The following is a 23,385-nucleotide window of genomic DNA, read 5'->3' as shown; positions in this document are numbered from 1 at the left end:
AAGCACATGAAAGATATTGATTGGTCAGCCTGGTTTTGCACGATTTTATTGATTGTCGTATTTCGTGAGGGTGCCGTCCTGATCACCAAAGCCTTTCATCACCCTGAACTGGGTAATCTGGTGGGGTTGATTGCGCTACTCACCACCCTGCTGATCTGGAGGCGGTTTAAAAAAATCTCCAACCGCCTGATTGATACCAACAATAAAATCATGAAAGAAAGCGCATTTGCGTTTCTGCCGATTTGTGCAGGCTCGCTGATCATGCTGGTTCATCTGGGCAAGGAAATTCCTGTGTTTCTGTTTGTGCTCACCCTAAGTACCTTATTGCCCTTATGGATTTACGCCAAAATGGCAAAACGCTGGTTATAGAGGCCTTTATTTATGTTGATGGTTATTTATGGCTTGGTGCTCACCCTGATCAGCTATCTGCTTGCAAAACCACTAAATAAAAGGGTTCCACAAATTCCCCTCATTGTGTTTGCCATGTTTATCGTGATTGGATTACTGGCAATCCTCGGCATTCCCTATGAACACTACATGAACAACGTCAATAATGTGTTTAATCACTTGCTTGGTTATGTTACGGTTGCCCTAGCCATTCCTTTAGCTGCCATGCGCTACGATGACTTGCCCATCAAGTCCATGATCGGGATTTTATGTTTTGCCAGCATCAGTGCGGTTGCCCTGCCAATGGGACTTGCTTATTTACTGCACATGTCTGAACCGACCATCATGGCCTTTGCCACACGTGCGGTGACCACACCGATTGCACTTAACATTGCCACACTGCTACATGCCCCGTTGATGATGGTTTCTCTAATTGTGATCTTATCAGGTGTGATTGGAGCGGCCTTTTCACCGTGGATCTTAAAACATATCCATGATGAACGTGCCTCTGGCCTGGCGCTGGGTCTGGCGGCCCATGCCATTGGCACGGCACAGGCATGGCAGCGTGGTCCTGTCACGGGTCGTTATGCCGCATTTGGCATGGCGGTAAATGGGGTGTTCACAGCCATCTGGCTACCCACTTTTATTTTATCTTTGTCTTAAAATTTGCAGCAAATATCACATAAAGATTGAACTAGTTGTCAAATATCCTACATAATAGAGTATCAAACGTTAAAAGGATTTTTTAATGATGAAAGGCAAACAATTTATAGGTGCATTCCTCTTATCAGCAGTCAGTAGCTTTTCTTTTGCGGAAGACATTACGGGTCTTTGGCAGACGATTGATGACAAAACAGGTGCACCTAAAGGACTCGTTGAGATTCGTAAAGAAAATGACACCTATGTGGGTAAAATCGTCAAAGTCACCCCTCGTGCGGGCTATACTCCAAAGGAAACCTGTGTAGACTGTCCACCACCTTATACCAACAAACCTATTATTGGCATGGATGTGCTGACAGGCCTAAAGTCCACAGATGGCCTTAACTATACTAGTGGCCGTATTCTTGATCCAAATACAGGCAAGCTCTACAGCATGAAAGCCAAGTTAAGCTCAAATGGTAAACGCCTGCACTTGCGCGGCTATCTGGGTATATCTGCATTAGGCCGTAACCAGATCTGGATTCGCGCTGAATAAGCAATAATGCTGTAATGCACCCACCATCTTATATTTGATCATTTTTGATCACGGTTTCATCAAAAAAAGCCGCTTCGTTGTCATTCAAAGCGAAGTGGTTTTTTCTTAAATCCTCAAAAATTCATTGAAATTTCAATTATTAAAAAAAAGCAAACAATTGTAAAATAATGATTGAATCTATTATTAGAAATCCGAAATAATAGAAAAACAATGATAGGCAGCAAGGAGGCTTAAGCATGTACTCAAAACTCATTACCTTTTTTGTGTTATTTGGTCTTGGCCAACTGACCTTTGCTCAAGATATTACGGGTATTTGGCAAAGTATTGATGACGTCACAGGTGCACCTAAAGGCCAGGTCGAAATTACCCAGGAAGCGGATGGCACCTATACAGGCAAAATAACCAAAATCACCCCACGTACAGGTTACACACCGAAAGAGTTCTGTACGGGCTGCCCTGCCCCTTATACCAACAAACCGATTGTCGGTTTAAATGTAATTACCAAGCTTAAGCACAAGAGAGACCTCACCTATACAGGTGGACGAATTCTCGACCCCAATACTGGCCGTGTATATAGTCTGGCAGCAAAACTCAGCTCAAATGGACAACGCCTACATCTACGGGGCTATGTCGGGGTTTCTGTATTGGGACGCAGCCAGATCTGGATTCGAGTCAATTAAACCTTGAACAATAAAGACTTGGACAATAAAAAATAGCCCTGCATGACAGGGCTATTTTTTTTAACGGCAAAATCTAAAATTTAACGGCCTTGCAATGCTGCATAGTCCAGTAGCACATTTGCCGCTTCGGTAATAAATGCCTCTTCCTCTGGTAAAGGTGGACGCAGATGAGCTTTCATCTTGGCACGTGACTCAACTAGAGCGTCAATAGAAGCCTGGTAGCTTTCCCAGTTTGCATAAGGCGGCTGGCCTGTTGCAGCTCGGCGTTGATTTTCAGCATCCAGCGTTTGCTTTTCCAGATCAATCAGTTCAGCACGACGCTGGTCGATATCCAGTACCACCTTTTTCTCATCAGCGCTTTTCTTGGCAAGTGTTTTGCGTGTCTCCAAATACTTAAACTGCGGGTCTGTCGCAACACGCTGTTCAGAGGTCTGGTTCAGTTTAGCCAGATAAGGCTGTACTGAACCTTCACGTTTGAATGGCGCTGTTGGAATGGTGTCCCACTTCAATGCATTTTTAGCCTTACGCTCACCAAACTCCTCATTGTAGATATCCACCAGTCTAATGTCGGGAATTACGCCTTTATTCTGGGTACTGCCGCCTGTAACACGATAGAACTTACGCTGGGTCAGCGTTGCCTGACCATGTGCCAAAGAATCCAGTTGAACCTGAGCGGTTCCCTTGCCTGTGGTGGTACTACCAATGATGATGCCGCGTTCATAATCCTGAATTGCGGCAGAATAGATTTCACTTGCCGAAGCAGAAGCCAGGTTCACCAATACCGCTATTGGCCCAGCATAAATCTGTTCACCGCCATCGGTGTCTTCAAACACATTGACATTACCATTGCCATCACGGATCTGAACCACTGGGCCTGACTTAATCACCTGCCCCAGCATACGGGCAACCTCTTCCAGAGAGCCACCTGGGTTATTACGCAAATCAACCATAATGCCTTCGACTTTCTTGGCTTTCAGTTCTTCAAATGCTTTTGCAGTGTCTTCAGACACTGAACGGTACTCAGTACCAGCACGGCGTGAACGATAATCAAAGTAGAATGATGGAATCTCAATCACACCGAAGACATGCTTCTTGCCATCACGCGTGATTTCAACGGTACGTGAACGAACACCCGCATCCTCTTCCTGAATCACATCGCGTGTCAGTGTGACATTACGCGCCTGACTCATGGCTGCGCCAGCACCCAGCAAGCGTACCGTGACTTTGGTACCACGTTTACCACGAATCAGCCCCACAATCTCAGAACTAGGCCAGCCGATGACATCCACCATTTTATCGCCATCCTGGGCAACTCCAATAATGCGATCTCCCGACTTTACTTGACCAGACTTACTGGCTGGACCACCCTCAACGATGGTTTCGATCTTGGTGTAGTCCTCATTGCCACGTTCAGGACGAATTGAAACGCCAATCCCTTCAAGCTGCAAGGTGGTCTGACGGTTCAGCTCCATCGCATCAATTGGTGGATAATAATTACTGTGTGGATCATAGGTTGCCAACATTGCATTCAATGTTTTATCCAGCACATCATCACTTTTTACCCGACCAATACGCTCTAGCTGACGTGTATAACGCTTGGTCAGTGTCTGAACAGGGGTTAAATCTTCAGGCCCTGTCAGGTCCTGTCCATTGGCAAGCGATGGATTGGCCTTTAACGCCTTTTGCTTGGCCTGCTCCTCTTCCTTGCTGATGGTTAGATTAATCAACTGTGACACTAGCATGTTCTGCCAATGACGCCGTTGCTCGGCAGTCGTTTTGAAATAAGGTGCCTTTTCGCGGTCAATATCAAGATACACATCTTTCTGATGCAGATTCTGTGGTTTCTTGAGTTCAGCTAGCATGTATTCGTAAAACTGTTTCAAACGCTCACGATATTGCGCATGAATGGCAAAAGGCCCAGTTAAGTTGCCCGCTTTCAATGAGCTGCCAAAAGTTGAGCCGTACTTATTCTTATATTCTTCAACCTCACTACTAAGAAACAGCGAATGGTCTGGATCAAGGCTATCCAGATACATATCCAGAATACGGTTTGAGGTGGCCGCATCCAGACGCATGTTTAGGTAATGCTGACGGTCAACCAATGTTGCCAGTTGACGCGAGACCAGCGCCTGTTCCTGTGATGGCTTGATCGCTGTTGAAACGACTGGCGCTTCTGTCGCCGCAAATGCCTCATTTATGGTATGAGAGAAAAATAAACCACCAGTCGCAATCGCAACCGCACACGCTATCGTTTGAAGTTTCATAAAATTTTGGTGCTTCCTTGGATATGGCAATTATTATACAGGCACAATGTCAATATGAATGCCATGCATTCAGCATCTTGGCAACCCGTATAACTTATTCATCAATATCATGTCGTTTTATCATATTCTGTACTGACAAAATGTAGCAAATCATTGCACAATTTATCTATCGTTTCTTTTCATCAAATTTTTTATCAAAATTCAAACGGAATCACTATGATCGGCGCATTGATGCTGGATATTGCTGGCACAGAACTTACTCAAGAAGATATTGAACTATTACAGGCTCCGCAAGTCGGCGGCATGATTTTATTTGCCCGCAATATTGAATCCCCTCAACAGGTCCGTGCATTGACAGACCATATGCGGCAGGTGCGCCCTGACATCCTGATTGCTGTTGATCAGGAAGGTGGTCGTGTACAGCGTTTAAGACAGGGTTTTACCTTGCTTCCAGCGATGGGACGACTTGGAGAGCATTATCTGCACAGCCCGCAGCAGGCAATTGAACTGGCTGAACAATGTGGCTGGTTAATGGCAACTGAAGTACTTGCGGTGGGGATTGATTTTAGCTTTGCGCCTGTTTTGGACTTGAATGATATTAGCGATGTGATTGGTGACCGTGGTTTTGCCAAAAATATGCAGGACATCGTACCACTGGCAGGTGCATTTATGCAGGGCATGAAAAAAGCAGGCATGGCAACCACTGGCAAGCATTTTCCAGGTCATGGTTCAGTCAAGGCAGACTCGCATGTGGCGGCGGCAATTGACAGCCGTCGCTATCAGGAAATTTATGATAAGGATATGCAAAGCTTTATCCAGTTGATGCCTCAGTTGGATGCACTGATGCCAGCCCATGTGATCTATGATCAGGTTGATCCCAACCCAGCAGGCTTCTCTCCTTTCTGGCTGCAAAATGTCTTGCGCCAGCAGCTCAGGTTTGATGGGGTTTTGTTTTCGGATGACCTGAGTATGCAGGCTGCATGTGTGGCAGGCGGTGCGGATGCGAGGATTCAGGCTGCATTAAACGCGGGATGTGATATGGGTTTGGTCTGCAACGACCGTGCGGCAGCATGCATCGCGCTGGATGGCATTCAGAACCTTGCCTTGCCAAACCAGCAACGATTGGAGCGTATGCGCGGTAAAATTCCAGAGATTCAGATCGGCACTACCCTCACTTTGGACGAAACTTGGCAAAACGTCAGAAAAGTCATTGAAGACTTTAAGAATTCGTTTTAAGTTGTATCTACGAATAAGTTGGCGCTGCCTTAGAAGCTATATCTCATCAGATACTTTTTATTATAGGTAATGCCTTGCTTTTCAGGGATGAAAAGTAACGAAAATCCTTTTTTGATCAGCTTTGTGTTGTTTTTAAAACAGTTCAGACTGGTCAACGAGGGCATCCATGTCGCTTCATGAGAGTAAATAACAAACTTAAAGTCTTATTTGAATGAAAGGAATCTTCAATTTAAAAAAAGATTTATTTCATTTCCCTAAAAATAAGATAAAAACAGAGTCTAGGACAGATGACACAACAACTTTCAAAACATCGCCATATTTCATTTACTGCACATTACACAGGCTATATCTGGTATCAAATGGGAATTTCTCATCCAGCGTTGGCGACAGCAAAAGGGAAAACGCTTGCCACCCTGGTTCATCCAATTGAAAGCTGGGCAGAAAAATATGTGGGTGGCAGTATGCGCACCACGCTAAAACAGCGCCACACTATGCTTGACACTCACTTACAGACATTAATTCAACAGCATCCTGATTTACAGGTGCTTGAGATTGCCTGTGGACTCTCCCCGCGTGGATGGTGGTTTAGACAGCATTATCCAGACATCACTTACCGTGAACTTGACTTACCTGACATGGCTGCGACCAAACAGGCGGCACTACAACAAATTGAAAGCGAAACTGATGAGGTGCTTTCAGTCGATTTATTCACGGACGCTTTTGCTTCTGCCTTTGAGGTATTTGATCCTCAACGTCCATTGGTGGTGATTAGCGAAGGCTTGATTAACTATTTTGAGAAACCATTATTGCAACAACTGATTAAAGCCATTGCTACCTATGGTAAAGACTTTAAAGAACTGCATTATTTAACTGACCTTTATCCAGAACCGACCCAAAATAAACTCGCCACCATCATCTGGAACAGCAGCCGTTTATTGAAGTGGATGTCGCGTAGTGCCTTTAGTTTCCACTTTCAGACTCCTGTTGAAGTCGAACAGTTTTTTCATGAAGCTGGCTTTAAACAGGTAGAGGTTCTACAGCCCAAACAGTTTTTCGATCAAATTTCCCTGCAAAACAGGCATCAGCACTTGGGTGATCTGGTCTGGACAATCCAGGCAAGCAATAAATAATCCCTACAAAAAAAGAGAGGTGGTCATACACCACTTCTCTTTTTTAACTTTCCTACACGTTTTTACGAATTAATTAGCCAGTTTCTGACGCTCAATAAAACGGGTTAAACGGTCAGCAATCTCAAAACTACCATGTTTAAACAAGATACGTAGACCTTGCTCGGTGGCATCAAAGATTAAACATTCAATTTTAAATTCGCCCTCTTCATCAACCAAATGCAAGGCTAAATCACGTGGATGCTGGCTAACAAAATCAAGCTGCTCAAGTTGGTGAAGTTTCAGGTACACTCCAAAGAACGTGATATCAACAATCGTGACTGACACTTCGCCATCCAGATGACGGTGGCTAAGCTTGCTTTCTGGCTGTAAAACAGGAATACGCTCTTCACCACGGCGTTCGATCTGCTTCATTTGCTCGCGCGTCATGCTAATGATGCCATCAAGGTTATCGATGGATTCACCTTTCAGGAATGTCGTAAACAGATTCATGGTTTCTTTACGGCGCTGCAGCTGTGGCACATGATCGGCATTGGCGATCAAGGCAAACTGCATGTCTTCACACTGCAAGGCAAAGTCGGCGTTTTCATGCGGCAGGGTGAAACTGTCATACTGCCCAGCAGCAACCAATGTCTTACACTGTGCGACAGGTACATCACTTAGGCGCAGTAAACGGTTGCAATTGATTTCATAGCGCTCACGCTCAGTTGTGGTGAAATCAGCCATCTGTCTAAAGAACAGACGCTTGGCTGTGGGTGACATACGTGTCTTGTCCAGCTTGGCGTGGTTGACCAGATACAAAATAACCGCCTGCCCAAACTCCTCCATGCGGTCTTCACGCATCAGGTGTAGTGACTCCTCAAGCAGCATGCGCCAGCTTTTACGGGTCTTTTGCATCACACCCATCAGCACCATACGGTCCACCAGTTCTGGACGTTGATATGCAAATGAAGAAGCGACCACTGAACCCAATGACATTCCCATCACTGAAACCTTGTCGATTCCAACAATATCAAGCCATTGACCCAGCATTTTTGATAAATCAGGCAATTCCAGCACTGCTGCGGATTCACCAGTATCCACATTGCGAATCTGTTGATTTGCGCCCATTGAAGGTAAATCAATCAAAATGACAGGACCACTCTCAAAGAGTTGCTCAACACAATACTTATAAGAGTTAAAGTTCTGAAATGCGCCTCCGACAATTACAATTGGCGTGTTGTAGATCGTTTTGGGATCAGCAATTGCCATATATTCAATTTTCCAACCATCTATCCATGTAGTACGCGCTGGTTGTTTAAAACTGTTTTTATTGTAAATGTCGAAAAAACCAAACCCAGTGTAGGTGTGGTTTAAATCCGAGTCCATTTGGATAATGGAATTCATATCCTTCCTCCATCCTTGTTTATTTTTTGATGCAAGAGTCTCATTTTTTACGATTTCAACTTGCAAGTTAACAAATTTACAAAATTTGTATTACATTTGTCCTATACATTTTCATTCTATACAAATGCATGTTTTATACGCAACGATTTCCTTAACCATTTATCTTGTTTAGTTCAACAATCTTTTGCAAAATATGTAGTCATGTCTTTAAATTCAACAGATTCATTGCATTTCAGCAAAAACACCCACGCAACATAACAGTTTACAATTTGTGAATTAGTCAGTTCAGGCTATTCATTGTTCCGCATTTGACTGTTACTATCTTTATAAATACATGCAATCATCAAAATGCTATGCAAGACTCTATTCAAACTTATATGCAACAGGTCGGGATACAGGCGCGTAAAGCGTCTCGTGTTTTAGTCAGTGCATCGACACATTTGAAAAATCATGCCTTGTCTGCAATTTATACTGCCCTGGAAAATAATCAGGCACACATTTTAGCAGCCAATCAAATTGATATGGAAAATGGCCGTCAACGCCAACTGGACAGTGCCCTGCTTGACCGTCTGGAACTGACCCCTGCCCGTTTCAAGGGCATGCTACAGGGCTTGAAAGATGTCATCGCATTGGTTGACCCGATTGGCGAAATCACTGATATGACCTACCGTCCGTCTGGTATCCAGTTGGGTAAAATGCGCGTGCCGCTTGGCGTGATTGGAATGATTTATGAGTCACGTCCCAATGTGACACTTGAGGCGGCATCGCTGGCGTTGAAATCGGGTAACGCGATTATCCTGCGTGGTGGTTCTGAGGCGCTGGAATCGAACAAGGCAATTGCAGCCGCCATTCAACATGGTCTACAGGTTTCAGGCCTGCCTGAACATGCCGTGCAGGTGATTGACACACCTGACCGTGCTGCTGTTGGACATCTGATCACCATGACTGAATATGTTGACGTGATTGTGCCGCGTGGTGGAAAAAGCCTGATTGAACGCATCAGCAATGAAGCGCGTATTCCTGTGATCAAGCATCTGGATGGCAATTGCCATATCTTTGTTGAGGCACAGGCTGACCTGCAAAAAGCCTTGCCAATCGCATTGAATGCAAAAACACACCGTTATGGAGTGTGTAATGCCATGGAAAGCCTCTTGGTTGATGAAGCGATTGCTGAAGAATTCCTGCCCCGCATTGCTGAACTTTATGCGGAAAAACAGGTTGAGCTTCGTGGCTGTCCAGAAACCCAGCGCATTCTGGGTGAATCTGTCAAAACTGCGACCGAGGAAGACTGGTATACAGAGTATCTGGGGCCGATCCTTGCAGTTAAGGTGGTGAGTGGTATGGATGAGGCGATTGACCATATCAACCAATATGGCTCACACCATACCGATGCGATTATTACCGAAAACTTTAGTCTGGCACGTGAGTTTCTGGCACGTGTTGACTCCAGCTCGGTGATGATCAATGCCTCAACCCGTTTTGCCGATGGCTTTGAATATGGCCTCGGTGCAGAAATCGGGATTTCGACCGATAAAATCCATGCCCGCGGTCCAGTCGGTCTGGAAGGCCTGACCTCACAGAAATGGATTGTTTTCGGTGATGGTCAAATTCGCCAGTAACTGGTTCTATTGGTTTGCTTTTTGGCACGATAAAGCTCATTTATTTGATCTTTATCGTGTTTTTACATATTTTCATACAAAAAACTGTAGCAAAACAAACAGATCACCCAAAATAATCTTTTATTTACACACTATACTGAAATATAAATTTGTTTCACTTATAAATCAGTCGTATAGGCTAAAGTCTATTTTCGTCAATACGGCTTCCCATGTTAAAACATTGCGCTTGATTCTACTGCTCCATGCATTGCAGCAAAATCAAAAGTATTCGTTTATAAAATTAAAACCTGTTAGGTGTTCAAACGTGGCTATGTCTGTACTTGTAATTAACTGTGGTTCATCATCCATCAAATATGCACTGATCTCGGAACGCCGTGAAGATCGTATCTATGGTTTGGCAGAAAATTTAGGTTCTGCTGATGCACGTATTAAAGGGATAACAGTGGGTGGCGAACCATTGGAACTTTCAATCCCTCATGCAGATCATGCTAAAGCGCTCGAAACCCTTTTAGCTCGTTTAGCAAATTACAATCCTCAGGCGATTGGTCATCGAGTAGTACACGGTGGAAACTTAACCAAAGCTGAACTTTTAACACCAGAGATTGTAAAACGTATTGAAGCAGCGACACCGCTTGCGCCATTGCATAATCCTGCTCATTTAATTGGGATTGAAGCAACCATGCGCTTATTTCCTGAATTACCTCAAGTTGCAGTTTTCGATACAGCGTTCCATCAAACGATGCCTGAACGTGCATACCGCTATGCCCTACCGCAAAACTTATATACAGAACATCAAGTTCGTCGTTATGGTTTCCACGGCACAAGTCATGCTTATGTGACTGAACGTGCGAGCGAATTGGCAGGAGCAAAAAATCAAGGTGGTTGGCTCAGTGCTCATTTGGGTAATGGCAGTTCAACCTGTGCTGTTTGGAATGGTGAAAGTTTAGATACGTCGATGGGGATGACCCCACTTGAAGGTGTGGTCATGGGTACGCGTAGCGGTGATGTTGATCCAAGCCTGCATTTATTCCTAGCAAACAATCTGGGTTGGGACATTCAAAAAATCGACAACATGCTCAACAAGGAAAGTGGTCTACTCGGTCTGTCAGGTTTATCCAATGATATGCGCACACTGGTGGAAGCCTCTGAAAAAGGTCATGAGGGTGCCACCCTTGCCATCGAAGTATTCTGTTATCGTCTGGCAAAATCATTATCTGCCTTAAGTTGTGGCCTGCCTCATTTAGATGGATTGGTGTTCACTGGCGGCATTGGTGAAAATTCTGCCTATGTGCGTGAAAAAACGCTCGCTTACCTGCCTCATTTTGGCCTGCAATTCAGCAAGGAAAATAATGATACTTTGACTCGTGGCACAGAGGGACGCATTGATGGAGGAACTGGTCCACAAATCTGGGTGATTCCAACTGATGAAGAAGGTCGTATCGCCAAAGAGACCCGTCAGGTGCTTGCACAAATAGCTTAAACAATCATATTTAGATAATACCAAGGTCATTATGAATACAATTTTACTGATTCCTACAGGTGAGGGTGTTGGTTTAACCTCTGCCTGTTTAGGCATGATTTACGCACTGGACTGTAAAGGAATTAATGCGGGGTTCCTCAAGCCATTTTCACAAATTGCAGATACGACGGTTGACCGCACTACCACCCTATATCGTCATCTATTCCATCGTCGTTCGGTTGAACCGATTACTTATGAAAGATTGACTCAACTGATTGCATTAGGTGAGACAGATGAACTGCTTGAAGAGGCGGTTGCATTGCATCGCCAGATTGCGGTTGATCATGATGTAATTATTGTCGAGGGCCTTGTTCCCAATGGACAAGACCATTTTGCCAGTGAAATCAATGCTGCGCTTGCGCAGGCGCTGGATGCCCAGGTAGTTTTGGTCAGTACCGCCGATCTTGCTGATCCACGCAAGACAGCAGAAAAAGTCGATGCCCATCTACGTCAGTTTGGCGGCGCAGCCTCACCCCGCACTACAGGGGTTCTGTTCATGCGAACCAAGGGGCTTCCAGACGGCACGGCTGAAATTCCTGTCACACTTGACCCAAGCCTACGTCTGGACCAGCAAATTGCCGAATTTTCATTAGAGCTGCAACGCTATAACCGCTTTATGGGAACAGATGAATTGCCAATTATCGGTCTGGTTCCATTCAGCAATATCCTGAGTGTGCCACGTAGTTTGGATATTGCAGCAATTGTTGAGGGGACATGGCTGCATCAGGGCGAAGCAAAACAGCGCCGTATTTTACATACCAGCCTGATTGCCTCAAATATTGAATCTGAACTGCACAAGTTTATTGCGGGTGAGCTGATCATCAGTGCCTCACAGCGTACCGACACCCTGCTTGCAGCCAGTCTCGCCAGTAGCAATGGTACACCATTGGCAGGATTGGTTTTAACTGAACAGGCGCCACCCTCAGACAATGTTTTAGAGTTTTGCCAAAGTGCAATTAAGCAAGGTTTGCCAATTCTGCATACTTCACTTGATACACTTGAAACAGCACAACGCTTAAATCGTTTTGGCAATGAAATTCCAATTGATGATATTGAACGCGCTGAGCAGGTTACCCGTTTTGTTTCAAGTCATATTGACAATAACTGGCTGGATCAACATACCCAGAACAACCTACATCCTCGCCTCTCTCCATCAGCTTTCCGTTATGAGCTGGTACAGAAAGCGATTGCAGCGAAAAAACGTATTGTACTCCCAGAGGGTGATGAACCACGTACTGTACAGGCTGCCGTGATTTGCCAGACACGTGGCATTGCCCAATGTATCCTTTTGGCAAAACCAGAGTCTGTTGCCGAGGTTGCCAAGGCACGTGGGATTCAGCTCCCTGCTGATCTACAGATTATTGACCCAGACACTATCCGTGATCAATATATCGAGCCAATGGTTGAGTTACGCAGAGGCAAGCTGGATGCGTTGCAAGCCAAAGCACAATTGCAAGATACTGTTGTACTTGGCACCATGATGTTGGCCTTGGATCAGGTGGATGGTCTGGTTTCGGGAGCGATTCATACCACAGCCAATACGGTGCGACCTGCATTTCAACTCATTAAGACCGCACCGAATTACTCACTGGTATCATCGATTTTCTTTATGCTATTGCCTGATGAAGTGTGTGTCTATGGTGACTGTGCGATCAACCCTGATCCAAATGCGGAACAGCTTGCCGAAATTGCGATTCAATCCGCAGACTCAGCCAAAGCCTTTGGTCTTGACCCACGCATCGCCATGATCAGTTATTCAACAGGGACATCTGGTACAGGTGCAGATGTTGAGAAAGTCGCTGAAGCTACCAAAATTGCACAACAACGCCGTCCAGATTTATTGATTGATGGCCCGTTGCAATACGATGCAGCTTCGGTTGAAAGTGTTGGTCGCCAAAAAGCACCTGACTCGCAAGTTGCAGGTCGTGCCAATGTGTTTATTTTCCCTGACCTAAATACAGGGAACACCACCTATAAAGCAGTGCAGCGTGCGGCCAATGTCGTTAGTGTTGGCCCAATGCTGCAAGGCTTGAACAAGCCAGTGAACGACTTGTCTCGCGGTGCTTTGGTCGATGATATTGTGTTTACCATTGCATTGACGGCAATTCAGGCAAAACAGCAAGATTAAACAACTTGCGATAACTATCTGCTTTACATAAAAATGTTTAAGCAGATAAGTTTTACCCGTTGAATCAAATCTTTTTGTTTTGAATAAAGTACTCATAGCACCATGAGTCATCATAAGTTTTTTGTATAGACATTTGCCTTACTTTTGACTGGGCAAAAGTAACAAAACCCCCCTGTTAGACTGATGGCACATCCCTGTAAACCACAGTCTAACAAGGTGGCATCCATGCCACCTATCACGAGAGCAAATGCTCATGAAGTAAAATAAGAAGAATCGAGACCTCTTGTATACCAAACAAGCGGGACCACCTCTTTTCAAGCAATCCATGCACATGCCACCGCATCAATATGTGATGCAACGCCGACTTGAGCTGTCTCATCAGGCACTAGAGTTGACCACAGCAAATTTGACCGAAATTGCTACAAATTACGGTTTCAGTTCAAGCAGCCATTTTAGCCATCGCTTTAAAAAGCATTTTGGCTACTCCCCCTCCCAGATGCGAAAAAACTAGAAACCTCAACGCCTCTATTGCTAGTTTAGACCTTTGGCCAAATGTGCGCTAAAACTCCCACAATGATAGCTTTTTGTCATATAATTTAGCCCGCCAGCTAATCGCCCGCTCAAGAGAAATTTGATATGACAACGATCATCAAACAAGATGACTTGATTACATCAATCAAGGATGCCCTGCAGTTTATTTCCTACTATCACCCACAGGACTTCATCCAAGCGATGAGCCGTGCCTATGACCGTGAAGAAAACAAGGCTGCAAAAGATGCAATTGCCCAAATCCTGATCAACTCACGTATGTGTGCTGAAGGTCATCGACCAATCTGTCAGGATACAGGGATTGTCAACGTTTTCCTTGAAGTTGGCCTAGATGTTAAATTTGATTTAAGCATGAGCCTGGATGATGCGGTCAATGAAGGTGTACGCCAAGGTTACCTAGAGAACTCAAACGTACTCCGTGCTTCTGTGTTGGCCGATCCTGCTTTTGGTCGTAAGAATACTAAAGACAACACCCCTGCCGTGATTCACTACAAGCTCGTGCCAGGAAATAAAGTTGATATTACCGTTGCAGCGAAAGGTGGCGGTTCTGAAAATAAATCTAAACTTGCGATGCTCAACCCATCTGATTCAATCGTAGATTGGGTACTTAAAACTGTTCCAACCATGGGTGCAGGCTGGTGTCCACCAGGTATGCTCGGTATTGGTATCGGTGGTACTGCTGAAAAAGCCATGATGCTTGCAAAAGAAGCACTCATGGAAGAAATCAACATGGACGAATTACTTCGTCGTGGCCCACAAAGCAAAATGGAAGAACTCCGTATCGAGATCTTCGAGAAAGTGAATGCGCTGGGTATTGGTGCACAAGGTCTTGGTGGTTTAACCACAGTGCTTGATATTAAAATCAAGGATTACCCATGCCACGCTGCGGGTAAACCAGTGGGTATGATTCCGAACTGTGCTGCGACTCGTCACGCACATTTCCAGTTAGATGGTACAGGTGTTGCGCATATTCAGGCACCTAAACTTGAAGACTACCCTGCTGTAACTTGGGATTCATCTCAATCAAAACGTGTGAATCTTGATACCATTACACAAGAAGAAATGAACTCTTGGAAACCAGGCGATACATTACTTCTTAACGGTACAATTTATACAGGTCGTGATGCTGCACATAAGCGCATGGTCGACATGTTAAATAATGGTGAAGAACTTCCAGTCGACTTAAAAGGTAAATTCATTTACTACGTTGGTCCTGTTGATCCTGTTCGTGATGAAGTCGTTGGTCCTGCTGGTCCTACAACTGCAACGCGTATGGATAAATTCACTCGCCAAGTTCTAGAAGCGACTGGTTTATTCGGTATGATTGGTAAAGCAGACCGTGGCCCTGCTGCAATCGAAGCGATCAAAGATAATCAAGCAACTTACTTAATGGCCGTTGGTGGTGCAGCTTACCTCGTGTCTAAAGCAGTTCGTGAGGCTGAAGTCGTTGCTTTTGCAGACTTAGGTATGGAAGCAATCTACAAGTTTGTGGTTGAAGATATGCCTGTTTCTGTTGCCGTTGATGTCAATGGTACGTCAATCCATGCCATTGCACCAAAAATCTGGCAAGCAAAAATTGGGAAAATCCCTGTTGTAGACGCTGCCGCTCAATAATACTTATACAATAATCTTAGCCGAATCATCGTATTCGGCTATTTTTTTGCCCAGTGCTTCTGTTAGATTATAAAAAACAAAACAACAATAAGGACAAAGACATGAATAGAAATATATCGAGCGTGCTGGTTGGTTTATGCCTGATCAGCACCATGCAAAGTGTCTTTGCCACACCAGCACGAACCCAGTCTGTAAAAGAGCTCATCAAACTGAGTGAGTTTGAAAATATCCTATATACCTCTTTGGATGAAATGCAGCCGACATTGGATTCAGATGCTGAAAACATCCTGCTAAGGGTATTAAACAAGGATAAATTAACCACCACACAGGAACAGCTGGCTGTACTCGAACTCAGCCAATTGTTGAAAGACACCAGTTCAAAAGTGTTTGCCCGACCCGAAACCTTACAGGCCATAGAAAAAATTTATGCCGAGACATTAAGTGAGGAAGAAGTACAGGCTTATTTAAAATTCCTAAAAACGCCTGAGGGTAGATCCATTAATCAAAAAACATTGAAAATCAGCACCAATGTTTTTCAGTATATGAGTCATTTGAGCCAGCAAAGCCTGAATGATCCAGAGCAAAGCTCACAACTAAAGGAACAGTTCCTAACCATCATCAAACCACTGGTTCAACCTGAATAGTCCCTGTTCTGTGTCAGTTTACCAGGTTAAGGGATTCCAGATTTTAAATGGCTTGACCAAAAGCACTTCAGACTTTTCATCATATTTAACGGGCTTGAGCTCCTGAGGCTTGGCACGAACCTCTCCCGATTCATCCTGTGCAACGAAGTTATAGCTCGAAGATTTTAAACGGGTAAACGCGATTTCCTGACGGGCGACCTTGTCAGGCATCACCATCCACGGACCCGTATGTTCACTGCGAGAAATCTTGTTTTCCTCATCATATTTGATGAAATAGGTCTGCGCGGCATCCACCGTCAGGTCCAGATATTTTGGTTTCTGGAAATGTAATCCTGCCAAAGGACGGCTTGCACTTAAACGATAAGTTCCCGCAGGGAGTTCAACCCAGTAATAATGATTATGTAACAGGCTTGGAATACGATGACCATTGATAAACAGGTTGACCGCCGCAATTTCCTGACGGTTCCAGCGCGAATCTGGTCGATACAGATACACAACAGCCGCCTGTTCATTTTGTGGTTTAACTGGTATGAAGTATTGACCCAACTTTTGATTGACCCAACCGCCTACAGTGAAGCCACCCACATGGTATTGATCAAACAGGCCTGGTTTTTTTTCAGTATCCACTGGTGGTAGCGTTGCAGTTAGTGCTGCTGGTTTTTCCTCAACGGCTTTGTGGCTTTGACAGCCAGCCAATACCCCAGCACAACATAATGACAATATTAAATAACGCATGACATCCCTCAAGGCGTTTTCTTGAATTTATTGTTAACAGCGCAAAACTATGCGGATTTTCCAATTTTTAAGATTAACACCTCACTGACCAATTGCAAATAAAAAAAGCATGAAAAGCTAAACCTTTCATGCTTTTTTAGATGAGTGATAAACCGTTGCAGTTAGGCCGATTTGGAATCAATCACTTTCAGGTCTTTTTTTTCCACCAGTTCAGGCGTGGTCACCTGCGGCAAACGCTCAGCCTTATAGGTTGGTTTTGCGGTGCCATTGATCACGGCTTCATCCACAATCACTGTACCAACATCTGTACGGCTTGGTAAATCGTACATGGTTTCAAGCAAAACATTTTCCAGAATTGAACGTAGACCACGTGCACCCGTATTGCGTTCCAGCGCTTTCTTCGCCACCGCACGCAATGCAGACTCATCAAACACCAGATCCACATCTTCCATTGTGAACAGGTATTGATATTGGCGTGTCAATGCATTCTTCGGTTCTGTCAGAATCTGCATCAGCGCTTCTTCATCCAGCTCCTCCAAAGTGGCAATCACAGGCAAACGGCCAATGAATTCAGGAATCAAGCCAAACTTGACCAGATCAGTTGCCTCGACCTGACGGAACAATTCAGAGATTTTCTTACGATCATCCTTGTTCTTCACATCAGCGGTAAAGCCGATCCCGCCCTTTTCCTGACGCTGCTGGACAATTTTTTCCAGACCAGAGAATGCGCCACCACAAATAAACAGGATATTTGAGGTATCAATCTGGATAAATTCCTGTTGAGGATGCTTACGTCCACCTTGAGGTGGAATTGAGGCAACAGTACCCTCAATCATTTTCAACAGTGCCTGCTGTACACCCTCACCCGAAACATCACGGGTAATGGATGGATTTTCAGACTTACGGGTGATCTTATCGATCTCATCAATATAGATAATGCCTTTCTGGGCTTTCTCTACATCATAGTCTGCTTTCTGCAATAGCTTCTGCACGATGTTTTCAACATCTTCACCCACATAACCTGCTTCCGTGAGTGTAGTCGCATCTGCCATGGCAAATGGAACATCCAGCAAGCGGGCAAGTGTTTGCGCCAGCAAAGTTTTACCTGAACCTGTTGGTCCAATCAGTAAAATATTACTTTTTGCAATTTCAACATCTTGCGGTGCGTGATGCGACTGTCCTACTTTCAAACGCTTATAGTGGTTGTACACTGCAACAGACAGGGTTTTTTTCGCAATATCCTGTCCAATGACATATTGGTCAAGGGCAGCACGTATTTCATGTGGCTTAGGCAATGCCTTGCTTGCCCAATCCCCCGCTTCAACCTGTTGGCTGGTTTGTACCAGATCCAAGCAGACATCCACACACTCATTACAAATATATGCGTCCTCACCTGCAATCAATTTTCCAACTTCCGATTGCGTCTTACCACAAAATGAACAATGTTTTTGTCCTTGAGGATGTTCGGACATATTTACTCCACAACTTAAATCTTAAACCTAGTTTTCAAAAATCAAGGACGCTTGCTCAGGACCTGATCAACCAAACCATATTCTTTTGCCGCCTGTGCAGTCATAAAGTTGTCACGGTCTGTGTCGCGTGCGACAGTTTCATAGTTCTGACCACTATGCTCGGCCATCAAACGGTTTAAACGCTCTTTGATAAAGAGAATCTCACGTGCGTGAATTTCAATGTCAGAAGCCTGACCACGGAAACCACCCAACGGCTGGTGAATCATGACACGGGCATTTTCAAGACAATAACGCTTGCCCTTGGCACCCGCATTCAACAGGAATGCACCCATCGATGCCGCTTGTCCCATGCAATATGTAACAACATCTGGCTTGATGAACTGCATGGTGTCATAAATTGCCATACCCGCAGTTACGGAACCGCCTGGTGAGTTAATATAAAGATGAATATCTTTCTCTGGATTCTCAGCTTCCAGAAACAACATCTGCGCCACGATTAAGTTGGCCATGTTGTCTTCAACTTCACCTGTTAAAAAAATCACACGCTCACGTAACAGGCGTGAAAAAATATCAAAAGAACGCTCGCCACGGGATGACTGTTCAACGACGACAGGAACTAAAGCACTTTCAATTGTTGGAACATACATAGGTTTATTTAGTCCTAAATTATTCTGACTCGATCTATGCCAACAATATGAGGGATAATCAATGAAATTGCAAAAGGTTCAACCTGAAATATTCGATTATTTATGGCAAAACCGAGTCATTTTTCGACAAATTAACACTTTCATAACATGCATAAAAAAAGGCGCATCAAGCGCCTTTCTTCTAAACTTTTAAAAGATTAGCCACGGCGTGCCTGTTGCTCTTTTAACAAGTCTTCATAACTTATATTTACATCACTTACTTTAGCAGAAGCCAGGATGTGGTCAACAACCTGATCTTCCAGCACAACAGCTTCAATTTGAGCGCGTTGCTGCTTGTCATTTTTGAAGTATTCAACCACTTCTGTTGGGTCTTCATAAGAAGAAGCCATATCGTCGATATAAGCATCAACACGTGCCTGATCAACTTCAAGTTTAGCATCAGCCAATACTTTGCTCACCAACACACCAAGTTTCACTGATTTTTCAGCTTGCTCCTTGAACAACTCATCTGGAAGCATGCTGCTGTCAAATGCGCCTGCACCCTGACCACCAAATTGTTGAGTGAACTGCTGGATCATTTGTTGACGTTGACGGTCAATTTCCTGGGCAACCATAGAAGCTGGAACTTCGATTTCGTTTGCAGCAACAAGGGCATCAAACGCAGCTTGTTTAACCTGGTTACGCAGACCGTTGCGAACTTCACGTTCCATGTTCTTACGAACGTCAGCTTTTAACTTATCCAAGCCTTCTTCTTCAGTCAAGCCAAAGATTTTTAGGAATTCAGCATCAATTTCTGGAAGTTTCTGTTTTTCAACAAGCTTCACCGTGATCTTGAACTGGGCAGCTTTACCCGCCAGATTTTCAGCCTGATAGTCTTCAGGGAAAGTCACATCAATCACTTTCTCTTCGCCTTTCTTCATGCCAACGATACCGTCTTCAAAGCCAGGAATCATACGACCTGAACCAAGAACCAGTTTAAAGTCTTCAGCAGAACCGCCCTCAAACTTCTCACCATCAACAGTACCTTCGAAGTCGAAAGTCACCTGCATGTCTTTCTTCGCCATACCCTTGGTTTCAGTCCAAGAAGCGCGTTGCTTTTGCAGGTTCTCAATCATGGTATCAACATCTTTGTCGTTGATTTCTGAAGCCTTGCGTTCAACTTCCAAATCGGCAAAAGTCTTCACTTCCACTTCTGGATAAACTTCAACAATTGCTTCATACACTAAAGCGCCATCTTTGTTTTCAACTTTCTCAATGTTCGGCATACCTACCGCATTGATTTTTTCTTGTTGAATTGCTTCGAACACAGTGTCGCGAATGATTTCATTCACCACTTCCTGATAAATGCCCGCACCATATTCACGGCGAACAACGTTTAAAGGCACCTTACCTGGACGGAAGCCGTTGATCTTCACAGTTTTGGCAGTGCGTTTTAAGCGAGCTTCAAATTGCTCGTTAACACGGCTCGTCGGTACAGAAACATTTAAACGACGGGCAACGCCCGAAACCGCTTCAGTCGTTACTTGCATGGCTTCCTCGATATTTAGTTAAGTAGTAACAGTTTTTAAAAGTGCCACATTATATGACAACTTTGCAGATATACAAAATTCGACAAGCATTCTAGCAGTAAAAGTTGATCTGAACATATCAGCAAGTCATCCACGATTTATTATTTTTCATAGTTTATGAATAAACTCGGTTGTTCTTGGGTAATTTCGTGAAGAATTCTATTAGATCAATATATGCTTAATTTTCACCCAATCAATTACAACATAACCTTACATTTCACTACTACTCTATTTCTTTTTCCAAATTTATATGATCTGAGCATCGTTAAATCCAATCGAGAAAAATTGCATATAAGAATAAGAATAATTATTATTTGCATGAATTTTAAGGTTTACATGGATACGATATGTCTTCTTTTATCAGAACACGTAAGAAGTTTGTTTCATCTGCGATTGCATCATCTCTTTCTATGATTGCAACTGCAGCAATCGCGCAAGATAAAGAAAATGTGGTTCAACTCCCAACTATTCATGCAGAAGCAACTGCTGAACAATTAAAAGTTGATGTATCTGCAAACAAGAAATATGTTGCGCCATTAAAAGACACACCAAAGACAGTGTCTGTCTTATCTCAAAAGTTATTGAAAGAAACAAATTCAAATACTTTATTAGAAGCACTTCGTAATGAGCCTGGTATCACACTAGGTGCTGGTGAAGGCGGCATTCCGTATACAGATATTCCTTATATTCGTGGTTATAACGGACAAAGCGCGATCTATGTAGATGGTGTGCGCAACTCAACAACTCAAACACGTGATATGTTTGCGATTGAACAAGTCGAAGTAACTAAAGGCTCAAGCTCTGCTTTAACTGGCGGAAGTGGTGTTGGTGGCAGTATCAACATGATTCCAAAAGTTGCGCATGAAGGTGATGAATATCAAGGAAGTGTTGCAGGCGGCACAGATAACTATAAGCATATCGTACTTGACGCAAACAAAGACTTTGGTAATGGAATCGCAGGTCGTGTTATTGCGATGGGGCATGAAAATGAGAAACCAGGACAGCACAATGGTGCAGAATACGCTCGTGTTGGTATTGCGCCTAGTCTAGCTTTCGGTTTAGGAACTGAAAACCGTGCGACCTTAAGTTACTACTTTATCAAAAGTAATGATGAGCCAGATTCAGGCATTCCATTTAACAACCCTAACAATCCACCTCCAGGCTCGATCAAAGCTGATGGTCGCCCAGCAAATGTAAAACAAGGTTCTTACTATGGCTGGAAGGATCGTGATTTTGATAAGCGTGAAAACCACATTGGCTCATTGAAGCTTGAACATGATTTTAATGATGACTTAACAGTTTCAAACACTGCAACATATAGCCATTCTAAAGCAAGCTATATGTATACAAATCCAGATGATTCAAAAAGCAATATCTACAAAGGTAAAGTCTACCGTCGTGCAACACAGACCATTCGTGACACCGATGCATTTACCGATCAACTTTCTTTAGCTGGGAAATTCAAAACTGGAGCAATAGCACATAGCTTCAATGTTGGTGCTGAATATAATCGCGAAGAAACCAATCGCGGTAACTATAATATTAGTTATCCTGGATATACAGGTACAACGACTGCTGGTTTCAATGATAAATGTAATGATAACAATGGCTGGTGCACGGATCTCAATAATCCAAGTCCGAATGATCCATGGTTAGGCACACTAACACCAAATACTAAACAGACTACAATGACCAATGAAACAGTATCTGTATATGCATTAGACAGTATTGAATTCAATAAATATTGGTTATTAAATCTTGGCGTACGTTGGGATCAATTTGATACAGAATTAAAATATAACAAAGATGTAACAGCTCGTGGTGTGACAACGCCAGCAGGTACTGTGTATTCAAATGATACAGACTACTTCTCTTATCAAGCAGGTGTAGTATTCCGCCCAACAGAGCATGGTAGTATCTATGCAAGTTTCGCAACTGCTGCCAACCCTGTAGGTATCGATCCTGATCTTGATTCACTTAGTGCTTCAAATAAAGACTTAGAACCAGAAAAAGCTCGTACATTTGAGATCGGAACGAAATGGAGCCTTTGGAACAACCGTGCCAATGCGACAGCTGCAATCTTCCGTACTGAGAAGCAAAATACACGTATTAATATAGATGCGAATACAGTAACTAATGCTGGTGAAAGTAAAGTTGATGGTTTTGAACTTGCTTTGACAGGTCACATTACTGATAAATGGGAAATGGCACTTGGCTATAGCTACTTAGATAGCGAATTAACCAAAGCAGCTTATAACTTAGTTGCTCAAGAAGGTCGCCCTCTTCCATTCGTTGCTAAACAGAGTGCTAACTTGTGGAGTACATACCAAGTACTTCCAAAATTAACACTCGGTGCAGGCGTTCAATATCGCGATCAAGTTTTTGCGAATACCAATCCAAACACAGCCACCACTTCAACGAAAATTTTACCAACGTTTACTATCTATAATGCGATGGCAAAGTATGATGTAAACAAGAATGTAAACTTACAGTTGAATGTAAATAACATTTCAGATAAGCGTTATTTTACAAGTGCTCATGCTTCACACTATGCAAACGAAGGTGATGGCCGCAACGCAGTTCTTGCGATCAACTTTAAGTACTAAATCCCTTAA

General features: G+C 43.8%; 18 protein-coding genes and 1 pseudogene. 13 read left to right on the top strand and 6 right to left on the bottom strand.

What is annotated here, in order from left to right; translation table 11 throughout:
- Positions 1-6 precede the first annotated feature (6 nt).
- The 4 genes from F973_RS06375 to F973_RS06360 all read left to right on the top strand — a co-directional run bounded on the left by F973_RS06375 (position 7) and on the right by F973_RS06360 (position 2,262).
- Positions 7-369 carry a hypothetical protein gene (locus tag F973_RS06375; protein WP_004683205.1) on the top strand — a complete coding sequence of 121 codons (363 nt, stop codon included), beginning with the start codon at positions 7-9 and terminating at the stop codon, positions 367-369.
- Between the two features lie 12 nt (positions 370-381).
- The gene (locus tag F973_RS06370) at positions 382-1,050 is read left to right on the top strand and encodes an LrgB family protein (RefSeq protein ID WP_004760714.1); all 669 of its coding nucleotides are present in this window, start codon (positions 382-384) and stop codon (positions 1,048-1,050) included.
- 88 nt (positions 1,051-1,138) lie between these two features.
- Positions 1,139-1,582 carry a DUF2147 domain-containing protein gene (locus tag F973_RS06365; RefSeq protein WP_034432452.1) on the top strand — a complete coding sequence of 148 codons (444 nt, stop codon included), beginning with the start codon at positions 1,139-1,141 and terminating at the stop codon, positions 1,580-1,582.
- Positions 1,583-1,818: 236 nt separating this feature from the next.
- On the top strand, positions 1,819-2,262 hold the full coding sequence (locus tag F973_RS06360) for a DUF2147 domain-containing protein (RefSeq protein ID WP_004760711.1): 444 nt from the start codon (positions 1,819-1,821) through the stop codon (positions 2,260-2,262).
- A gap of 80 nt (positions 2,263-2,342) precedes the next feature.
- Here the strand turns inward: F973_RS06360 and F973_RS06355 are convergent, their stop codons facing one another.
- Positions 2,343-4,526: a carboxy terminal-processing peptidase gene (locus F973_RS06355; protein ID WP_004760710.1), complete on the bottom strand. Its 2,184-nt coding sequence runs from the start codon at positions 4,524-4,526 to the stop codon at positions 2,343-2,345.
- A 216-nt stretch (positions 4,527-4,742) separates the two neighbouring features.
- Here F973_RS06355 and nagZ point away from each other — a divergent pair, with 216 nt between their 5' ends.
- Together nagZ and F973_RS06345 are read left to right on the top strand one after the other, a co-directional pair.
- Positions 4,743-5,762, top strand: a complete 1,020-nt coding sequence (gene nagZ / locus F973_RS06350; protein WP_004760709.1) for a beta-N-acetylhexosaminidase — start codon at positions 4,743-4,745, stop codon at positions 5,760-5,762.
- A gap of 287 nt (positions 5,763-6,049) precedes the next feature.
- Positions 6,050-6,892 (top strand): class I SAM-dependent methyltransferase, encoded by an 843-nt coding sequence (locus F973_RS06345; RefSeq protein ID WP_004760707.1) that lies wholly within the window; start codon positions 6,050-6,052, stop codon positions 6,890-6,892.
- A gap of 69 nt (positions 6,893-6,961) precedes the next feature.
- Here F973_RS06345 and F973_RS06340 read toward each other — a convergent pair whose 3' ends face one another.
- Complete coding sequence (locus F973_RS06340; RefSeq protein ID WP_004683212.1) at positions 6,962-8,275, bottom strand: alpha/beta fold hydrolase; 1,314 nt, start codon at positions 8,273-8,275, stop codon at positions 6,962-6,964.
- 353 nt (positions 8,276-8,628) lie between these two features.
- Between F973_RS06340 and F973_RS06335 the strand changes: the two genes are divergently transcribed.
- The 6 genes and pseudogenes from F973_RS06335 (at position 8,629) to F973_RS06315 (ending at position 16,348) form a co-directional block, all read left to right on the top strand.
- On the top strand, positions 8,629-9,894 hold the full coding sequence (locus F973_RS06335) for a glutamate-5-semialdehyde dehydrogenase (protein ID WP_004760706.1): 1,266 nt from the start codon (positions 8,629-8,631) through the stop codon (positions 9,892-9,894).
- Between the two features lie 304 nt (positions 9,895-10,198).
- Entirely contained in the window at positions 10,199-11,374 is a 1,176-nt protein-coding gene (locus F973_RS06330; protein WP_034432364.1) for an acetate/propionate family kinase, read from the top strand.
- 31 nt (positions 11,375-11,405) lie between these two features.
- Entirely contained in the window at positions 11,406-13,541 is a 2,136-nt protein-coding gene (gene pta / locus F973_RS06325; RefSeq protein WP_004678491.1) for a phosphate acetyltransferase, read from the top strand.
- A gap of 310 nt (positions 13,542-13,851) precedes the next feature.
- Positions 13,852-14,052 (top strand): annotated as a pseudogene (locus tag F973_RS14565) (helix-turn-helix domain-containing protein); the annotation flags it as partial.
- A gap of 125 nt (positions 14,053-14,177) precedes the next feature.
- Positions 14,178-15,704, top strand: coding sequence for a fumarate hydratase (locus F973_RS06320; RefSeq protein WP_004760703.1), 1,527 nt, complete (start codon positions 14,178-14,180; stop codon positions 15,702-15,704).
- Positions 15,705-15,805: 101 nt separating this feature from the next.
- Entirely contained in the window at positions 15,806-16,348 is a 543-nt protein-coding gene (locus tag F973_RS06315; protein ID WP_004760701.1) for a DUF2059 domain-containing protein, read from the top strand.
- Between the two features lie 18 nt (positions 16,349-16,366).
- Here the strand turns inward: F973_RS06315 and F973_RS06310 are convergent, their stop codons facing one another.
- The 4 genes from F973_RS06310 to tig form a co-directional block, all read right to left on the bottom strand.
- The gene (locus tag F973_RS06310; RefSeq protein WP_004760700.1) at positions 16,367-17,083 is read right to left on the bottom strand and encodes a DUF2846 domain-containing protein; all 717 of its coding nucleotides are present in this window, start codon (positions 17,081-17,083) and stop codon (positions 16,367-16,369) included.
- A gap of 161 nt (positions 17,084-17,244) precedes the next feature.
- Positions 17,245-18,555 carry an ATP-dependent Clp protease ATP-binding subunit ClpX gene (gene clpX / locus F973_RS06305; protein ID WP_004757133.1) on the bottom strand — a complete coding sequence of 437 codons (1,311 nt, stop codon included), beginning with the start codon at positions 18,553-18,555 and terminating at the stop codon, positions 17,245-17,247.
- A 41-nt stretch (positions 18,556-18,596) separates the two neighbouring features.
- Positions 18,597-19,202 (bottom strand): ATP-dependent Clp endopeptidase proteolytic subunit ClpP, encoded by a 606-nt coding sequence (clpP, locus tag F973_RS06300; RefSeq protein ID WP_004760698.1) that lies wholly within the window; start codon positions 19,200-19,202, stop codon positions 18,597-18,599.
- A 197-nt stretch (positions 19,203-19,399) separates the two neighbouring features.
- Positions 19,400-20,731: a trigger factor gene (gene tig, locus F973_RS06295; protein WP_004760697.1), complete on the bottom strand. Its 1,332-nt coding sequence runs from the start codon at positions 20,729-20,731 to the stop codon at positions 19,400-19,402.
- A gap of 386 nt (positions 20,732-21,117) precedes the next feature.
- On the opposite strand from tig, the gene F973_RS06290 reads away from it, so the two are divergent.
- Positions 21,118-23,376: a TonB-dependent receptor gene (locus F973_RS06290; RefSeq protein WP_004760696.1), complete on the top strand. Its 2,259-nt coding sequence runs from the start codon at positions 21,118-21,120 to the stop codon at positions 23,374-23,376.
- Positions 23,377-23,385 lie beyond the last annotated feature (9 nt).

Source organism: Acinetobacter sp. CIP 102129, from assembly GCF_000368305.1.
GTDB classification, from domain to species: domain Bacteria; phylum Pseudomonadota; class Gammaproteobacteria; order Pseudomonadales; family Moraxellaceae; genus Acinetobacter; species Acinetobacter parvus.
Note: the sequence above shows the minus strand (reverse complement) of the source record. Positions and strands in the feature narration are given on the sequence as shown.